The 17,349-nt window shown below is 51.8% G+C and carries 13 protein-coding genes; 1 reads left to right on the top strand and 12 read right to left on the bottom strand.

Going from position 1 to position 17,349, the window contains the following annotated elements; genetic code table 11:
• Window positions 1–250: 250 nt before the first annotated feature.
• The 4 genes from mukB to cmoM are packed head-to-tail and all read right to left on the bottom strand — an operon-like array spanning window position 251 to window position 7,500.
• Window positions 251–4,711: a chromosome partition protein MukB gene (gene mukB / locus EQY_RS0107005; RefSeq protein WP_000572684.1), complete on the bottom strand. Its 4,461-nt coding sequence runs from the start codon at window positions 4,709–4,711 to the stop codon at window positions 251–253.
• Window positions 4,711–5,415, bottom strand: coding sequence for a chromosome partition protein MukE (gene mukE / locus EQY_RS0107000; RefSeq protein WP_010344468.1), 705 nt, complete (start codon window positions 5,413–5,415; stop codon window positions 4,711–4,713). The genes mukB and mukE overlap by 1 nt, the downstream gene beginning before the upstream one ends.
• Window positions 5,396–6,718 carry a chromosome partition protein MukF gene (gene mukF, locus EQY_RS0106995; protein ID WP_001288859.1) on the bottom strand — a complete coding sequence of 441 codons (1,323 nt, stop codon included), beginning with the start codon at window positions 6,716–6,718 and terminating at the stop codon, window positions 5,396–5,398. Before mukF ends, mukE begins: the two co-directional genes overlap by 20 nt.
• Complete coding sequence (gene cmoM / locus EQY_RS0106990; protein ID WP_010344470.1) at window positions 6,715–7,500, bottom strand: tRNA uridine 5-oxyacetic acid(34) methyltransferase CmoM; 786 nt, start codon at window positions 7,498–7,500, stop codon at window positions 6,715–6,717. Before cmoM ends, mukF begins: the two co-directional genes overlap by 4 nt.
• 135 nt (window positions 7,501–7,635) lie before the next feature.
• Between cmoM and elyC the strand changes: the two genes are divergently transcribed.
• Window positions 7,636–8,415: an envelope biogenesis factor ElyC gene (gene elyC, locus EQY_RS0106985; protein WP_000899560.1), complete on the top strand. Its 780-nt coding sequence runs from the start codon at window positions 7,636–7,638 to the stop codon at window positions 8,413–8,415.
• Here elyC and EQY_RS0106980 read toward each other — a convergent pair.
• The 8 genes from EQY_RS0106980 to ihfB all read right to left on the bottom strand — a co-directional run bounded on the left by EQY_RS0106980 (window position 8,392) and on the right by ihfB (window position 17,206).
• A complete protein-coding gene (locus tag EQY_RS0106980; RefSeq protein WP_000436898.1) occupies window positions 8,392–9,285 on the bottom strand; it encodes a YcbJ family phosphotransferase in 894 nt (297 codons plus the stop codon). The two genes, elyC and EQY_RS0106980, sit on opposite strands and share 24 nt — an antisense overlap.
• A gap of 152 nt (window positions 9,286–9,437) precedes the next feature.
• The gene (kdsB, locus tag EQY_RS0106975; protein ID WP_000011598.1) at window positions 9,438–10,184 is read right to left on the bottom strand and encodes a 3-deoxy-manno-octulosonate cytidylyltransferase; all 747 of its coding nucleotides are present in this window, start codon (window positions 10,182–10,184) and stop codon (window positions 9,438–9,440) included.
• Entirely contained in the window at window positions 10,181–10,363 is a 183-nt protein-coding gene (gene ycaR / locus EQY_RS0106970; protein ID WP_000350069.1) for a protein YcaR, read from the bottom strand. Before ycaR ends, kdsB begins: the two co-directional genes overlap by 4 nt.
• A 51-nt stretch (window positions 10,364–10,414) precedes the next feature.
• On the bottom strand, window positions 10,415–11,647 hold the full coding sequence (gene ycaQ, locus EQY_RS0106965) for a crosslink repair DNA glycosylase YcaQ (RefSeq protein WP_000174809.1): 1,233 nt from the start codon (window positions 11,645–11,647) through the stop codon (window positions 10,415–10,417).
• A 35-nt stretch (window positions 11,648–11,682) separates the two neighbouring features.
• A complete protein-coding gene (lpxK, locus tag EQY_RS0106960; RefSeq protein WP_000570520.1) occupies window positions 11,683–12,669 on the bottom strand; it encodes a tetraacyldisaccharide 4'-kinase in 987 nt (328 codons plus the stop codon).
• On the bottom strand, window positions 12,666–14,414 hold the full coding sequence (gene msbA / locus EQY_RS0106955) for a lipid A ABC transporter ATP-binding protein/permease MsbA (RefSeq protein ID WP_000551251.1): 1,749 nt from the start codon (window positions 14,412–14,414) through the stop codon (window positions 12,666–12,668). Before msbA ends, lpxK begins: the two co-directional genes overlap by 4 nt.
• Window positions 14,415–14,450: 36 nt before the next feature.
• On the bottom strand, window positions 14,451–16,715 hold the full coding sequence (locus tag EQY_RS0106950; RefSeq protein WP_000705671.1) for a ComEC family protein: 2,265 nt from the start codon (window positions 16,713–16,715) through the stop codon (window positions 14,451–14,453).
• Window positions 16,716–16,921: 206 nt separating this feature from the next.
• The gene (gene ihfB / locus EQY_RS0106945; protein WP_000167328.1) at window positions 16,922–17,206 is read right to left on the bottom strand and encodes an integration host factor subunit beta; all 285 of its coding nucleotides are present in this window, start codon (window positions 17,204–17,206) and stop codon (window positions 16,922–16,924) included.
• Window positions 17,207–17,349: the final 143 nt, after the last annotated feature.

Below are 17,349 nucleotides of genomic sequence, written 5' to 3'. Positions count from 1 at the left end.
GCCCCCTGTTTTTATCATACTTTGAATAGCCAGGCTGCTTTTCTCTACTTGCCTGTACAACGCCAATACTCACGAAAGTATGACGAGCAAGCCTGTTACTTATCAGGCTTACCTTCAGTATATAAACACCGATACGTTTTTACACAACCTAATGTAAAGAAGTTTAAAGAAAAGCGCGCCGTAATGCGGCATTTTTTTAGTGCAGAAACGGAGTTTTCTGAAAAAAGGCGACATCGCTGCCGCCTTAATCTTAACTTGCCTGGGAAGACGCTTCGTCAGCCCCTGGAAGCGTTTCTGGAAGCTGCGGCGCAAAGCCACGTAAACCAACCACATGAACGTGCTCGGTATTCTGGAATACCTTACGCACCAGTTTGTAGGTGGTGCCTTTCTCCGGGCTAATATTTTCTGGCGCCGCGATGATGAGCTGCATTTGCAAACGCTCACACAATTCAAACAGCGTGGCGATAGAACGAGCATCCAGTCGCGCTGCTTCATCGAGGAACAGCAGGCGGCAAGGAGAAATGTCTTTACCGCGCAGTCGGCGTGATTCATCTTCCCAGCTCTGTACCACCATCACCAGGATCGACATACCTGTACCAATTGCTTCACCGGTAGATAGTGCGCCCGATTCCGCACGCAACCAGCCATCGGAACCACGGTTAACCTCAACTTCCATCTCCAGGTAGTTGCGGTAATCCAGCAGTTCTTCACCAATGGTCTGCGGTGTGCGCTGGCCCATATCAATCTGCGGGTTAAGACGCTGATACAGTTTCGCCAGGGCTTCCGAGAAGGTCAGACGGTTGCTGTTAAATAGATCCTGATGTTGTTCATGCTGTTCAGAAAGGACATCCAGCAGCATGGCGTGAGTTTCACGCACGTTCACGTTCAGACGCACGCTGTTCACCTGACCGAACGAAACGTTCTGCAATCCCTGGTTGAGCATACGGATGCGGTTCTGCTCGCGCTGAATGGTTTTACGAATGATGTTTGCCACGCTGCGGGAACTGATCGCCAGTTTCTGTTCGCGGGAAGTTAACTCTTCGGTCAGACGGCTAAGTTCGATTTCCATCTGCTCGATAGCTTCAACCGGATCATCGGTACGAATAATATCCTGACGAATACGTTCACGCAGATGCTGGTAAACCGCCACGAAGAACTGAATTTTACGTTCCGGACGTTTTGGATCTTCCGACATACGCAGCACGTCGCGTAGATGTTCGTTATCCGCTACCGCCAGACGCAGCGCACCTAACGCCTTATCCGACATGGAACGCAAATCATCAGCGGAGAGATAAGCCAGCTCGCGACGGTGCAAGCGACGCTCAACACCGTTATCTTTCACCATGCGCATGACTGCACACCAGCCCGCTTTGGCGGTCACCACCTGCTCGCGCATCTCAAAGTAATCACGTTCCAGCTTGCGCAGTTTGCGGGTCAGGTTGTCCATCTCCGCTTCGCAGAAGGTAAGTGCTTTTTCCAGTTGGTTGCGACGAGAACGGTTATTGCTCAGTTGCGCATGTAGTTCGTCACGGCGAATGCGCGCCCGTTCTTCTGCCCCGCTATCGGCACGCACACCGATATCCTGCAATTCGCGTTGCAGATCGTTAAGCAGCTCTTTTTTGGTGTCGTAAGAACTTTTCAGCGAGGCCAGTACCTGGTTGTACTGGCTCAACTGCGCTGCATGACCACGCAACGCTTCACGAGCGCGGGTACGTTCCGCCTCTGCCTGCTCCAGACGTTCACGCAGTTTTTCGTTGAGATCGCTGTTACCGCTGAGCATTTCTGCCGAGTCGGAGTAGCTAAAGTGCGCACGACGCTGCACAACTTCAGTCAGGGCAAATGCCTGCTGACGGGCATCGCGCTGCATCTGCTGGGAGTACGCGTAATCTTCTTTTAACTGTTCGAATTGTTCAGGGTCGCTCTGCAATACTGAAACCATCGGCTCCAGTTTCGCCAGTTGATTACCGAACTGCTGAACAAAACGCGCGGCTTCCTGGGCTTCATCCAGACGTTCGCGGATTTCATCGACGCGATCTGCCAGGCTGTCATCAGCCAGCAGGTTGAGACGCGGCAGAATGCGGTTCAGCGCGGTAACGCCCTCTTTCGCCTGCTCAAACTGAATACGCTGCTGCTGGTTATCATTTTCATGATTACTCAACGCACGCTCCAGCTCGACGCGACGGCTGTTGAGTTGGCGGATTTCGGCTTCCGGATCGGACTCAAACGCCACCGCCAGATGGCTGCCGATAAAGCGGCTAAATGCCTGATGCAAACGCTGGGTTTTCTGTACATCAAAGGAGAGCGTAGCAAAACGTTCAGAGAGCACTTCACGCTCAGCATGAAGGCTTTCAATGCGGCTTTCGCGCGCCGCACGACCAAATAGCGGAACTTCCGGGAAGCGTGAGTAACGCCACTGACGGTCGGCAATTTTCACCACCACCGCTTTTTCCAGCTCATCAACACTGAACACGCTGTCATCGAACGACTGCGGATCACCTTCGATCAGATAGAGATCTTCCGGGCAATCGGTTAAACCTTCCAGTTGTTCGGCAATCTGCGACAGATCCGGCACGACGATCGCGTGACGAGACGGGCCATATAGCGCAGAGAAGTACGGCGCGTCTTCAAGGCTAACGTCGTCATAAATTTCTGACAGCAGCACGCCGCCAAAACGTTCTGCCAGCGCATTCAGGCGCTGATCTTCAGAGCCGCCCGGCTGGCTTAAACGCTCAATCTCTTCGTCAACGGCGTTTTTGCGTGCCCCCACTTCGTCACGTTCAACAATCGCTTCGCGCTCACGCTCCAGCAACTGTTGCATGTATTCAGTGACGTCCTGGCTGGAAGTGAACTCTTCACCGCACTGCTCACTCAACTGATTGAGGCTGTTTTGCGCCGCCAGCCAAACCGGCGCACGCTGCATCAGACTCTGAATGCGTGATTGTAGTTGTTCCTGTTCCTGACGCAGCGCCATGCGCTCTTCACGGGCGTTAGACACGCTGTCAGACAGAGAAGCAATGCGCGCTTCCAGCTCCTGATGCAGGGCTTCCAGTTCGTCGATATCGAAATTCTTGCCCTGACGTTTGCAGAATTCTGCCAGCAGGCGTTCGGCTTCTTGCTGCTCGCGCAGACGCTGTTCCAGTTCGCTTAAGCGCATCCGCAGCGGCTGAACCTGTTCTGCCAGGTGGCGTTGATCGACCCCTTCGCGCAGCAGTTCGCGGGCGACCTCCCACGCTTCGTTACGCGCCAGCGGACCGTTGATTGCTACTACCAATTGATAAGCCTGCTCAAACTGGCTGTGCGCGGTTTGCGCCATGCTCATTTTCTGCTCAAGAGAGAGCATTTTTTCGGTCGCTTCCAGCTCTTTCGCCTGGAAGGTTTCCAGCCATTCGGCGGCGCTGTCGGCGGTTAAGTCCGGCAGATGACACAATTCTTTGGCACGATTAAGCGCAGCAATCGCCTGGTTGTACTGGATCGCGCGCGTTTGCTGGACGTCCAGCGCCTGCTGGTAGTCAGCAAGCTGGCTTTTCAGCTCATCCACTTCCAGTTCGGCGGCTTCCGCACGCGCTTCGTTCTCTTCCTGGCGCTCGATGGCTTCTGCCACCACTTCGTTTTGCTCTTCCAGACGGATCTGCAGCTCATCGAGATCCGCTTCGTAACGTTCGATCTTTTCCTGCTGACGCAGTGCAGTCTGCACCAGGTTCAGGTGATCGCTGGCCGCCTGATAATCCGCTTCCAGATCGCCTTCGGCACCGTTGTGCTCTGCCAGCTCACGCGCCATATCGACGTGTTTGTACTGCTCCGCCGCCAGTTGCTGACGCGAAGTGTGTAGCTCACGACGAAACTCCAGAGCTTTGTCGAGATGGACACGGCGCTCGTTAGCGTGACGCATGTAGTCCGCCGCCACGTAGTTGGTGGCTTCGCTAATCAGATGCTTGAACAAGTCACGGTCAGACTGGGTGACACGAATCGCTTCCAGCGTCATGCGGTTTTCACGCAGCGCCGCTTCCATGTCCTGGAACGCTTTACGCACACCGCTGTTTTCTGGCAGCAGGTAGTCGCGCAGAGAACGGGTAATGGCGCTGGAAATACCGCCGTACAGCGAGGCTTCGATCAGACGATAGAATTTACTACGATCAGAAGCAGAACGCAGACGACGCGCGATGATGCCCAGATCGAACATCAGCGAATGGTAATCAGTGATGGAGTTGAACTGCTTAAACTGCACGCCTTCCATCGCTTCGAGTTTGTCTTTCAGCTCGTTAAGCGGCAGCACGCGCGCCTGACGTTCGTTCAGGGTTTCGGTCACCAGTTGCGTCGGCTGCACCGACATCGGCAGCCCCTGAATGGCAAACGGTTTGATATCAACTTTACGATCGCGCCCGGCAACCTGTTGTAGACGCACACCAACCACCACGCGCTGGTGGCGCGAGTTGATGGTGTCGAGCATTGAATAACAGACACCCGCTTTTAACTTACCGTGCAGGCCTTTATCGCGCGAACCGCTGGTGGCTCCGGCTTCCGTGGTGTTACGAAAGTGCAACAAGGTCAGGTCGGGGATAAGCGCCGTAACGAACGCCGCCATGGTGGTTGATTTACCCGCACCATTACCGCCGGAAAGCGTCGTGACCAGCTCATCAAGGTCAAAGGTACGGGCAAAAAAGCCATTCCAGTTAATCAGCGTCAGTGAGCGAAATTTACCGCGTTCAATCATTATTCTTCCTCTCCGCTATCTGGCTGATTCTCTTCAGTTTCGTCGTTGAGTTGCAGGTGGTTTTCCAGCGACATAGCTTCACCATCGCGAATCAGGCGACGCTGGGCTTCGCGCGGATCGTCGCCCGCACGGACATCCGCACCGAAACGGAACACCGATTCAGTAATGCGGAACTTGCTGCTGTCGTGCCCCATAAACCACACCATGCCTAAGCGGCGCAGACGGTTGAGCGAAGAGCGTACTTTTTCCTGCAACTTCTGGCGATCCACGTCCGAACCGGTAGAACGGTTGTTTACCAGTTTCAGCAGTTTCGCTTCATCAGCCAGGGTGAGCAGTTCATCATACAGTTCCTGCTGAGTAAAAATCCCCTCGTTCGCCAGCCGTTCCGGGCTGAGATAGAGATAACAGAGGATTTTCCCGACCATCATATCCAGTTCCGACAATACGGAGCGCGGGATAATAGTAGTAGAACGTGGGCGCAAATAGAAAAAACCTTCCGGCGCGCGAATAAGCTCCACGTTATAACGTGCGTAAAACTCTTCCAGATATTCCTGAAAATCCATCAGGAATGCATGATTATCCAGTTCGTCGAGGCCAATATGACGGCCTGAACGTAAGGCGCTATCCAGCGCCGGAAATAACGGATTCGCCAGCGCCTGCGCCAGCTTAACCGGCATCACTTGTTCAATATTTGTCGATGACATGCGCCTGTACCTTGGCTCCGTAATCATTAATCGGCTGCCATTTCGCAGGCAGTCCGGTGAAATCTGCTTGCGCTACGCCGAGGCGTACCGCCTGATCAATAACAATACGCGCAACGTCAAAGTGACGCGCACGTGGATACTGCGCCAGATATTCGCGTACCACCAGACCAAGATCCAGCGGTACTTGTCTGGTTTTGTACACGGCGAGCTGTTCTTCGATGATCGCCGCCAGTTGTTCGCGGATCTCGTTGAACTCTTCGTACTCTAAATCTGGCGGAAGCTCCCCGGTCACTTCTTCGTCGCGCAGCGCCATCTCTTCGTCACGCATATCCAACAGACGATCGGCATTAGCGTAAGTCAGCGCCCACGGTTCATCAAAATAGGTTTGTACCGACTGACGTAACCGCTGAGCAAAGACGCGGTTTTTATCCATATCGATAGCAGTACGGATAAATTTGTGTACGTGGCGATCGTAGCCAATCCACAAGTCGATAGATTGCTGTCCCCAGCTGATAATACGATCGAGCTTACTTTGCAGATCGAACACCAGACTATCGACAAAATGCAGATCGTCATGCGTCATGGTCGCATCCTGGATGCGCAACAGGTTAGCCTGCAATTTGTCACCTGCCGCTTCCAGCGTATCCTGCAATTCACGCAGCGTACCGGAGGTTTCTGAAAGCAACAATTCGCAGCTGGAGATCGCCGCGCGCCAGTCTTTATTCAGCAACTGAGCGATGTCATCTTTCACCTGCTGCTGCTGCTCATCCATCAGACGTTGCGTTAGATCGATGCTGTCGAAAATTTCTGCTACCGAATATTTCAGCGGAGCATAGACATTGCGGTGCCAGTGAAACTCATCGCCGCCCTCTTCTGCCGCGTCCGCCGCACGCTTCAGTTCGCCTGCAACGATCGACAACTGCATAGAAAGACGTAGCGTAGAAAACTCACGCTGACGGATGTAGTAGTCAGTAATGCCGATGCCGAGCGGCGTCAGACGATATATAGCATTCCCTTCCGCCTGCTCACTGGTAAAGCGGTTCAGCAGACGTTGACGCACCATATCGTTGATCGCGTTGTTGGCGCGCACGCCGATGGTTTCGCTGGTTTGCTCAAACGCATCACTCACATGGCGGAATGCATCCACCAGCTCGCCTTCACTCATCTCACCATCCAGACGCTCGCCATTCAGCGTGGCAACCGCCAGCAGAAAAGAGAGTCGGTCTACCGGCAGCGAGATGGAGAAGTCATTTTTTCTGGCCCAGGCAACCAGTTCGGGGACTGTCTGGGAAAATTCACTCATACTTTATCCTTGCTCTGCGGTTTGCGCGCGGTGACATGAATATAACGCCCCAGGCTGATATACGGTTCCTGACGGCAATAACGCGTTTCTAATTCAAGTAATGCTTCGTAGCAGTCGCGCTGCTGGTGCTTTTCACGCAGATAATCATGAAACACGCGAACGCCGGTTTTACCCATAATTTGCCAGCCAGCTTCTTCCAGCCACTGATATACCTGCGCCGGGTCGCGTGGATAGTCTGGCGAAAGCGTCCGTTTTTTCTTTTTCGGCATTCCCGCCTGCACGTAATCAAAATTCCCTGCGACCATGTTATGCATCAGCAAGCCATGCGCATTGTAGAACATTAATGACAACACGCCGCCTGGGCGCAACACTGACCACAACGTTTGCAATACGCTGCGGGGATCAGCCACCCATTCCAGCACCGCATGGAACAATATCAGATCAACGGGCGTTTCCAAATGCGAAGCAACGTCCTGAGCGGCGCAATGTATAAATTGCATGTTGTCGCTCACACCTTTAGCGTCTGCCGCCTGCTTTGCGCGGTCGATCATCTGGGCGGAGAGATCGCATAAAATGACCTGATGCCCTCGTTCGGCCATTTTGATCGCGGTCTGTCCTTCTCCACCACCGGCATCCAGCACACGCAGTTTTTGCGGTTCCATATCCACCAGCACACGATCGAGATCCTGCCACAGAATAGCCTGTCGAAGCTGTCCTTTGGTGGTGCCGTAAATGTTACGGGAAAACTTTTCCGCAATGTCATCAAAATTGCGATCCTGCATTGCTTTCTCCACCGGTTGGCTAAGACGTTTTCTGATAAAGGCGCTATTTTGTCACAGCCACGGCGAGAATGAACCCGTCTGGTGTAATATCACTGTCGATCCCTCGCTATATGGTTAAAAAAGGAACCAGAAAGGATGCTTTTTACACTGAAAAAAGTGATTGGCGGTATGCTGCTGCCGCTTCCGCTAATGTTGTTGATTATCGGTGTGGGTCTGGTGCTACTGTGGTTTAGCCGTTTTCAAAAAACTGGAAAGATATTTATTAGCGCAGGATGGTTGGCGCTTTTGTTATTAAGTTTGCAACCGGTAGCCGACCGCCTGCTGCGTCCCATCGAAAGCACTTATCCGACATGGAATAATGCACAAAAAGTGGACTATATCGTGGTGCTCGGAGGTGGTTATACCTGGAACCCGCAGTGGGCACCAAGTTCAAATTTAATCAATAATAGTTTGCCGCGCCTGAATGAAGGTATTCGTTTATGGCGCGAGAATCCGGGATCAAAACTGATCTTCACGGGAGGCGTAGCAAAAACCAATACGGTGAGTACAGCGGAAGTAGGTGCCAGAGTGGCGCAATCGCTGGGCGTGCCGCGTGAACAAATTATTACGCTGGATTTGCCAAAAGATACCGAAGAAGAAGCAGCCGCAGTGAAACAGGCCATTGGTGACGCCCCTTTCCTGCTGGTGACATCTGCGTCTCATTTGCCGCGCGCGATGATCTTTTTCCGGCAGGAAGGCCTGAATCCGCTGCCAGCCCCGGCGAATCAGCTGGCAATCGACTCGCCGCTTAATCCGTGGGAACGGGCGATTCCCTCTCCGGTCTGGTTGATGCATAGCGACCGTGTAGGCTATGAAACGCTTGGTCGCATCTGGCAGTGGCTGAAAGGTTCGTCAGGCGAGCCAGGGAAGGAGTGATTTTGATGCCAGATCGAAGTTGCGCCGACTAAACCGTCCGGTATTGACCAGTTGCGCAACTTCATCCCATAACACATACAGCCAACGCCGCCAGATGAAAGACTCCGCCACTGGCGCGCGTTGCAGGTAACTCCAGAGTAAATCTTCTGCCAGAGTGTTATCCATCAACCGGAACAGCTCATACTCACGTGGCGCCCAAAGCATGAGGCCCGGCCCTACCATCGCCAGTAATTGATCGCTACGAGAATCTTTCAACATGCTGCGCAAACAGAAATTGCCATGAATCAGCACACAATTGTCGTTAAAGCCTTCAAATAAGGCCGGAAGACATTCGCGAGTGCGGAACAGGATACGCTTATCCTGCATCGTTAGTCCGGTGTTATGGAACTGATTGAGCGTGGTCCATAGCACTTCAACATGTTGCCGATACCAAGAGGGCCAGAAATTTTCCTGAGTGTTGTCGACTGCGCCGACGCAACCTCGACTGTCCTGTCGATGCCAGGCCAGCAGAGCTTCAACAATTTGCTCTTTCAGATGCTCCCAGCGTTCCGGTGTACGCGCGGGAGCTTCTACAGAAACACCACGCATCCGCTCCAGTAACAGGACATCGGGGCCAGGATGTTCTTCATGTGTCATCACGCCATAGATGGTTGGCATACGAACAGTCCCGCTGCGCGCCAGCATGGTGGTCTTCCATGCCAACTGGCGGGCTTGGCCTGGCGTACTAAAGCTTCTCGCCATTAACGGCATTGGGTTTCCGTGGCTGTCATACAAAGCCCACAACGCCGTATCCGCTTTTTCATTGACGCACTCAATACGACTGAGTTTTTCGCCCAGTAAATGGCTTAATTCGGCACGCAGCTGTTCCATTCAGATTACCCTCATAAAAGCTACTGCCTTCATAATGAGCGCCAATGTAAAAGATGTCACCTGAATGAGATCAATTGTTGAAAAGAAAAATGAGGAAAATCGTAACGGTACGACACTCCCCCCAAAATCAGGTGGAGTGTCGTGAAATCAGCTTAGAGCATTTCAGCGCGAACGCGCTCGAGATCTTCAGGGGTATCCACTCCTGTACCAGGAACTTCCTGGGCAACAGCAACGTGGATTTTTTCGCCGTACCACAGTACGCGAAGCTGCTCTAACATTTCGATGTGTTCTAACGGACTTGGCTGCCAGGTGACGTAACGACGGATAAAGCCTGCACGGTAGCCATAAATACCAAGATGACGCAGGAAGTTATCACCAACGGTTTCCAGACCTTTTGCAAAACGGTCACGATCCCACGGAATGGTGGCTCGTGAGAAGTAAAGCGCATAACCTTCAGCGTCAAGCACTACTTTAACCGCATTCGGATTAAAGGCTTCTTCCGCACTGTGGATAGGTACAGCCAGAGTAGCCATGCCTACTTCACGCTGGGCGAGATTATCAGCAACCTGACGAATGATTGTCGCAGGGATCATTGGCTCATCGCCCTGCACATTAACAATCACCGTGTCGTCGCTGAACGCGCATTTTTCGACAACTTCCGCCAGGCGTTCGGTGCCTGACTGATGATCGGCGCGCGTCATGCACACTTCCCCTCCTGCCGCTTCAACAGCGCGGGCAACATCTTGATGATCGGTTGCGACAATGATGCGATCGGCTCCTGATTCACGGGCGCGTTCAAGAACATGAACGATCATCGGCTTACCGTTAATATCGACCAACGGTTTACCAGGCAGACGCGTAGAAGCGTAGCGTGCAGGAATAATCACCACAAAACTCATGATTTACTCTCATCAGCAGTCAGCACGCGGGCTTCCGTTTCCAACAGCACAGGGATGCCATCGCGCAGCGGGAAAGCCAGGTTATCCAGTTTGCAAATCAGTTCTTGTTTTTCTTGGTTATACCAAAGTTTGCCGTTGCAAACCGGGCAGGCAACGATTTCAAGCAGACGATGATCCATAGTTCCTCCAGATGGATCGGGTTATGAATGCATAAATCTTATCATAATCATTTATGCCCAGGGGGCTATTTCCCAGCCTGTGCGGCAATCACTAAAGAGACCGTGTGGGCAGCGCCCTAATGTCACTCGCGTTGCCTGCTGCCAGCCAGCAAAATCGGTAATCGCCTGGCGTAATCCTTTTTGAAGAGAAGCAGTCAGTTTGATGCCATCCTGTAACCAAAGGGCGATAACTTCAAGGACGCCCGTCTGGCGATGCATTTTAGCATCCATTCGCCCGACTAATTGTCCACGATGCAGTAACGGCAGAACGAAATAGCCATACTGGCGTTTCGGTGCCGGCGTGTAGCATTCCAGCCGGTAGCTAAAATCAAAAAGCTGCTCTGCGCGTTTGCGATCCCAGACGACAGGGTCAAAGGGTGACAGTACAGTGCTATGCGTCGCGGTGAGTTTCCCCGCGAGAGCTGTTTCGAGAAGAGGCAACAAATCAATATGCAGCCAGAGTTGTCCTAACCTCTCCACATTTACGGGGATAATTTTCTGCTGTTCAGCACGCACATCACGCCAGGCAGCCAGCGCCGGGCGTTTAAGGCGATAGTAATCCGCCAGCCACTGTTCGCGGAATATTCCCAGGCTACGCGCACTGTTATCCAGCATAGTGATTTCTGCTTCTGTTTGCGAAACGAGGTCACACTTATCATCCCAGTGCGGCATGACGCGATGGGTTAAATCATAAATGCGCTGGAAATTACGCCTTTCAATCACCATAACCTTTCCAGCAGTAAACAGCCCTTCCAGATGGCGTTTATGCGGCTTCCACTCCCACCAACCGCTTACCCCTTTGCGGGGATGAGCAAAATCGGCTGAACGTACGGGTCCGTTATCCTGAATGTACTGAAGTAACTGTTCAATTTCTTCCGCATGTTCCCGCATCCAGGCGTCTTGATATTTCCAGCCCATTTTTTCTGGCGCCAGCATCCGGTGGCGAATGAGATGAAAATCACTACGCGGCATAAAGCAGGCTTCATGCGCCCAGTATTCCATTAATTCGCCATGCGCCAGCGACTCGTCCAGCCACTGCGGAGGATAATTACCCAGACGACTAAAAAGCACCAAATAAGGGCTGCGAGCAACGATATTGATAGTGTCGATTTGCAGCAAGGACATGCGGGAGATAGCTGCCAGAATATCTTGCGGCAACGCGCGACGACGAGATTTTTTTAACAGACCTTGCGCAGCGAGATGAAGATTACGTGCATCAGCAAGAGAGATATACGGCAGCGTCATTCATGGCTCCATCAATTGAACGCTGCTGCTGCGAATTAGTTGCCAGAAGCCAGCGAGGAAAGTTGCGCGAGCAGTTTCTCTGGCTCAGCGCCCGAAAACTGTGCGTCAACGGGCAAATACCACCAATTTTCTTCTGCAAAGCCCCGGCATTTCACCGCATCTTTTTCAGTCATAACCAGTGTTTGCCCGGCACTTAACAATGCGCTGACATCTGCATGATTCAAAGACTGATGATCGGACAACGGCACACATTTTTCCGGTTGCACACCACACATCTTCAGCGTGGCAAAAAAGCGCGGCGGATGACCAATCCCCGCCATTGCCACCACATGTTCAAGCTGAGCAACGTCACAACGCGTACCGGTACGTAAATTCACCGCCTGACCCGGCAGCAGATGCATGGGGATTTCACCGCTGCGGGGGACACCGCCGTTGACGATTACCGCATCAACCGACTTTAAGCGCCCCGCTCGCTCACGCATTGGCCCCGCCGGCAACCACCAGCCATTGCCAAAGCGACGCACACCATCAATAACGACGATTTCCACATCACGCGCCAGACGATAATGCTGTAAACCGTCGTCGGTTACGATGAGCTGCACATCAGGATGTTGCGCCAGAATGGCTTTTACCGCATCAGAACGCACGGGAGAAACTGCAACAGGCGCGCCAGTACGTTGATAAATCAGCACCGGTTCATCACCCGCCTGTGCTGTGGTGGTCTCTGCCGACAATAACATCGGATACGACTCGGCCTTACCGCCATAGCCCCGGGATACAACACCAACACGAATACCACGTTTTTGCAGTTGTTCTACCAGCCAGACAACGACCGGGGTTTTCCCGTTGCCACCTGCGGTGAGATTACCGACCACCACAACTGGCACCGGGGCACGCCATGCGCGCTTCAGTTTTAGTTTATAGCAAAGACGGATAGCGCCACTCACCAGGCCATACAACCAGGAGAGTGGCAGCAACAGCCGCCACAAAGGAGATTCACCAGACCAGATTTTTTCGATCATTGACCAAATTGCATTTTGTGAAGTTGCGCGTAGACACCACGGTGCTCAAGCAAATCGTTATGCGTGCCGCGTTCCACAATGACACCATCCTCAACGACCACAATTTCGTCTGCCTTTTCAATGGTAGACAAACGGTGAGCAATCACCAGTGAGGTACGGTTTTTCTGTAGCTCGTCAAGCGCCGCCTGAATCGCACGTTCGGATTCTGTATCCAGCGCCGAGGTGGCTTCATCAAGGATCAGAATCGGGCTGTCACGCAACAAAGCTCGAGCGATAGCGATACGCTGGCGCTGACCGCCAGAGAGCAACACGCCGTTTTCACCAATCACCGTATCAAGACCGTTATCCATCTTATTGATAAAGTCCATGGCATAAGCCATACGCGCCGCTTCTTCAATTTGCTCACGGCTGTACTGGTCTGTACGTGCGTAAGCAATGTTGTTGGCAACCGTATCGTTAAACAAATGGACATTCTGCGATACCAGTGCAACCTGGTTACGCAATGACGCCAGGGTATACTCGCGCAGATCGTGACCATCCATCAGGATTTCGCCTTCATCAATATCGTAGAAACGCGTGATCAAGCTGGCGATTGTTGATTTACCTGAACCAGAACGTCCGACCAGAGCGACCGTTTTCCCTGCCGGAATTTTTAGGTTGATGTTACGCAGAGCGGGAACTTCACGCCCCGGATAGGTAAAAGTGACATTGCGAAATTCGACGTCGCCGATTGCTCGTTCAATCTCGCGTTTACCTTCGTCTTTCTCCTGTTCACTATCCAGAATGGTAAACAGCGTCTGACAGGCCGCCATACCACGCTGGAATTGGGCGTTAACGTTGGTCAGCGATTTCAGCGGACGCATCAGTGCAATCATCGAAGAGAAGACAACGGTAATCGTACCTGCTGTCAGGCTATCCATTACACTTGGGAAGCTCGCTGCATACAGAACAAACGCCAGCGCCAAAGAGGCAATCAGCTGAATGATTGGGTCAGAGATAGAAGAGGCTGATACCATCTTCATTCCCTGCAAACGCATCTTGTTGCTGACCTTATCAAAACGCTTCGTTTCCACTTCCTGGCCGCCAAAAATCAGCACCTCTTTGTGGCCTTTCAGCATCTGTTCTGCACTGGTGGTCACCTGCCCCATGGTGTTCTGCATGTTTTTACTGATGCTGCGAAAACGCTTCGATACGATACGAATCGCAATCGAGACGATCGGCGCCAGCACAATCAAAATGATCGACAACTGCCAGCTGTAATAGAACATCATGGCGAACAGACCGATAATGGAAGCACCTTCACGCACCACCGTAATCAGCGCGCCGGAAGACGACGAAGCAACCTGTTCAGAATCGTAAGTAATACGTGAAAGCAGTGTCCCAGTTGACTGTTTGTCAAAAAATGACACCGGCATTCCCATCATGTGACCAAACAGGCGGCGACGCATAGTCATTACCACTTTTCCTGATACCCAGGAGATGCAGTAACTGGAAATATAACTGGTGATACCACGTAAAATCATCAGCCCAATAACCACCAGCGGCATCCACATCAGCACGGAGCGATCGGTTTTACCAAAGCCATCATCGAGAAGTGGCTTAAGGAGCGATAACATGAAGGTATCGCTGGCTGCGTTGAGAATTAACGCTATGCCCGCCACGATCAGACCCGCTTTAAAAGGCGCAATGGTTGGCCACAGTCGGCGGAATGTCTGCCACGTAGAGAGATCTTTGTCGTTATGCATTCAAAAAACCAGCATTTGTTGAAATAGCCGCATATTCTACCCGTTATCCACTGGCACGCCAAACCACTGATGATACCAACGAGGTAAAATTTGCTCTCTTAGGCTGCGTACCTGCCAGCCTTGCGCTGAAAAATCGACGGTTATTTGCCCCTGATGCGGGGTGTCAACCCATTGATATCCCTGAAGTTGATAGCGTCTTTTAACTTTACTGGAGGGTAGTCGCCATGCGTTATAGCGCGATGCCGATGCCAGTGCCACTTTTCCATTCACACGCTGAATTAATGGCAATGATGATGAGGTATTACTGCCATGATGGGGCACCTGAAGTAATGTTGCCTGCACGTGTTGCCAGTAACGACTTAGCATTTTTTGTTCAGCGAATGCTTCAATATCACCGGTTAAAAGAATGCTATACGTTCCGTCATCAATCTTAACCACACAGGAATGGTTATTTCCTTTATCGTTGCTACCTTGTAAAGGCCAGTGTGCGCTAAAACGTAATCCTTGCCACTGCCACGCTTCACCACGCATACAGGGCTGATGATGTTCCCAGTTTAAAGGACTTCTGACCCATAACGTCGGCCAGACACGTAATATCGAGTCCAGCCCTCCCCGATGATCCAGATGCTCATGACTCAGAATGACGCCTTCCGGTTCAAGGTTATGCCAGCGTAGCCAGGGGACAATCAGTTGTTGCCCGCTGTCACCTTCTGGCCAGGCGAGCCCCGTATCATAGAGAATCGCTTTGCCGTTTCGCGCAATTACCATTGCCAGCCCTTGCCCGACATCAAGCATATACACCTGCCACTCGTCAGACCGTGGTTTTTGCCACAATGGACAACACATCATTATGCCTCCAGCCACGCACAGCGCAGGCAACGTTCGCCATGCGTTTAGTCGCCATCCTACCAGTAATAACCAGGGAAAAAATGATATCCATTGCCAACGTTCAGCAATGTTGACCCATCCTTCCGGCAAGCTCTTTAACAACCAGAAAAGTAAAGCCAAAGATCTGTCGACCAGAAACCATAATCCTTGTTCCACGATTAATGGTCCGCTTAAATGCACTATCATCGCGGCGAGAATCAACGGAACCGTGATAAATGTCACTAAGGGAATAGCGAACAGATTTGCTATAAACGAGGTCAGGCTAATGCCATGAAATATGACTATTTGCACTGGCATGAGCAGGAGCGTTATTCCCAGTTGCAGATGGATGAAGGAAACAATAGCACGCAATACTGGCGGCAGCGACCAGACCGGACAGGGAAACCACTGATACCAAAAAATCAGCGCCGCCACCGCTGCAGCAGAGAGCCACAAACTTTGTGAAAGGATGGCAACAGGATCCATTAGCAATATTGCCGCAAGGCAGCATAACCAGACATCCCAGCCACGCCATTGTCGCCCACTTAACTTAAGCATTCCCCACGTTGCAAGCGCCACGATAGTACGCAGTGCCGGAGGTTGCATACCAGTCAACCAGGCATAAAAAGCGGCACAGCAAATTCCGCCAATTAATGGCATCTGCCAGTGGATCCAATGACCAGGGAGGAAAATTTGCCCAACGCGAATGAGCCCGGCTGCCAGCAACGCCGCAAAAGCGATGTGCAATCCCGATATAGCCATTAAATGCGCTGTACCAGTATTGCGCATAATATCTTTGATTTCTTTAGGCACAGATAACCGTTCACCCATACCTAAGCCAAGAATCACCGCTTTCCACAGATAAGGTTGCAGGGTCGTTTGCAAAGAGGCCAGATATTGCGCCCGCAGACTACACCCCGGTTCAATGATTCTTGCCTGAAGAAAACGCCCGGTTAGAGTCTGGTGCTGGGCAATAGCATAACGCTGGCTGTCAAAGCCGCCATCATTAAGCTGACCGTGAACCGCACGAACTCTGAGTTTCATTGACCATTGTTGTCCGGCACAAACCGCTTGTGGCAGATACTCGCCATACAGCACGATGCCTGGCGCAGGGAAAAGACGTCGACCTTGTAGATGGGTAATTTGAGCGTAATGAGTGGTCATGCCGTCAGTAGCAGTAATTTCGACAATTGCATCCTGCGTCGCGCCAGTTAAGGTTTCTCCTGCCCACAAAATTTGCTTTGCCGCCAATACGCCCCAAAGGAAAAACAGCAATGTTAGCGTGAAATAACGAACGGCTTTTACAGGAATAAATGCCAGTACGCAGGCAAAGACAGTCAGACACGCAAGGGGTAATGTTCCAGGCAATTGCGGCAAAATCAGCAGCGGAAAAATTCCGCAAATAATGCATACACCGACTGTCGTTATTTTCATGCACCCCTCCCTGTTTTTGGAAAGTGTGCAACTTTGTTGAACGGTTGTCTGGCGGGAGTTTTGCGTTCCCCGAGACGGGTTCAGAAGAATTTAACGGAAAGGTGAAAACTACACAAAACTCTGCGAGGCAGCTTCCAGTTCCAGATTACAGAAATGAAAAAAGCACCCGACAGGTGCTTTTCTCGCGTTCAAGTTTGAGTGAAAACTTAACCGTAAATATTGGCGCGATCGCGCAGTTCTTTTCCTGGTTTAAAGTGAGGAACGTATTTTCCTTCCAGTTCTACTTTATCGCCAGTCTTCGGATTACGTCCGGTACGTGGTGCGCGGTAGTGCAAAGAGAAACTGCCGAAACCGCGGATTTCAATACGCTCGCCCTGCGCAAGAGTCGAGGCCATATGCTCCAGCATCTCTTTTACTGCATCTTCAACCGTCTTAGCGGGAATGTGCGATTGCTGGTTGGCAAGTCTTTCTATCAATTCTGACTTGGTCATGATTCCTCCGGTTCCTTAAAGGCAAATTAAGCGGCTGCTGTTGCTGCATTGATTAAGGGCGGCCGTAGCCGCCCTTAGTGCTTGATTACAGGACGAAACCTGCAATCTGTCAAGTAAACTCAACAAACTTCGGAATAAAAATC

This window comes from Escherichia sp. TW14182 (assembly GCF_000208525.1).
Classification (GTDB): Bacteria; Pseudomonadota; Gammaproteobacteria; order Enterobacterales; family Enterobacteriaceae; genus Escherichia; species Escherichia ruysiae.
This window is presented reverse-complemented; position numbering and strand designations above follow the sequence as displayed.

Coding starts and splice junctions, on each gene's coding strand:
- mukB (WP_000572684.1), bottom strand. CDS start 4,711: ATGATTGAACGCGGTAAATTTCGCTCACTGACGCTGATTAACTGGAAT.
- mukE (WP_010344468.1), bottom strand. CDS start 5,415: ATGTCATCGACAAATATTGAACAAGTGATGCCGGTTAAGCTGGCGCAG.
- mukF (WP_001288859.1), bottom strand. CDS start 6,718: ATGAGTGAATTTTCCCAGACAGTCCCCGAACTGGTTGCCTGGGCCAGA.
- cmoM (WP_010344470.1), bottom strand. CDS start 7,500: ATGCAGGATCGCAATTTTGATGACATTGCGGAAAAGTTTTCCCGTAAC.
- elyC (WP_000899560.1), top strand. CDS start 7,636: ATGCTTTTTACACTGAAAAAAGTGATTGGCGGTATGCTGCTGCCGCTT.
- EQY_RS0106980 (WP_000436898.1), bottom strand. CDS start 9,285: ATGGAACAGCTGCGTGCCGAATTAAGCCATTTACTGGGCGAAAAACTC.
- kdsB (WP_000011598.1), bottom strand. CDS start 10,184: ATGAGTTTTGTGGTGATTATTCCTGCACGCTACGCTTCTACGCGTCTG.
- ycaR (WP_000350069.1), bottom strand. CDS start 10,363: ATGGATCATCGTCTGCTTGAAATCGTTGCCTGCCCGGTTTGCAACGGC.
- ycaQ (WP_000174809.1), bottom strand. CDS start 11,647: ATGACGCTGCCGTATATCTCTCTTGCTGATGCACGTAATCTTCATCTC.
- lpxK (WP_000570520.1), bottom strand. CDS start 12,669: ATGATCGAAAAAATCTGGTCTGGTGAATCTCCTTTGTGGCGGCTGTTG.
- msbA (WP_000551251.1), bottom strand. CDS start 14,414: ATGCATAACGACAAAGATCTCTCTACGTGGCAGACATTCCGCCGACTG.
- EQY_RS0106950 (WP_000705671.1), bottom strand. CDS start 16,715: ATGAAAATAACGACAGTCGGTGTATGCATTATTTGCGGAATTTTTCCG.
- ihfB (WP_000167328.1), bottom strand. CDS start 17,206: ATGACCAAGTCAGAATTGATAGAAAGACTTGCCAACCAGCAATCGCAC.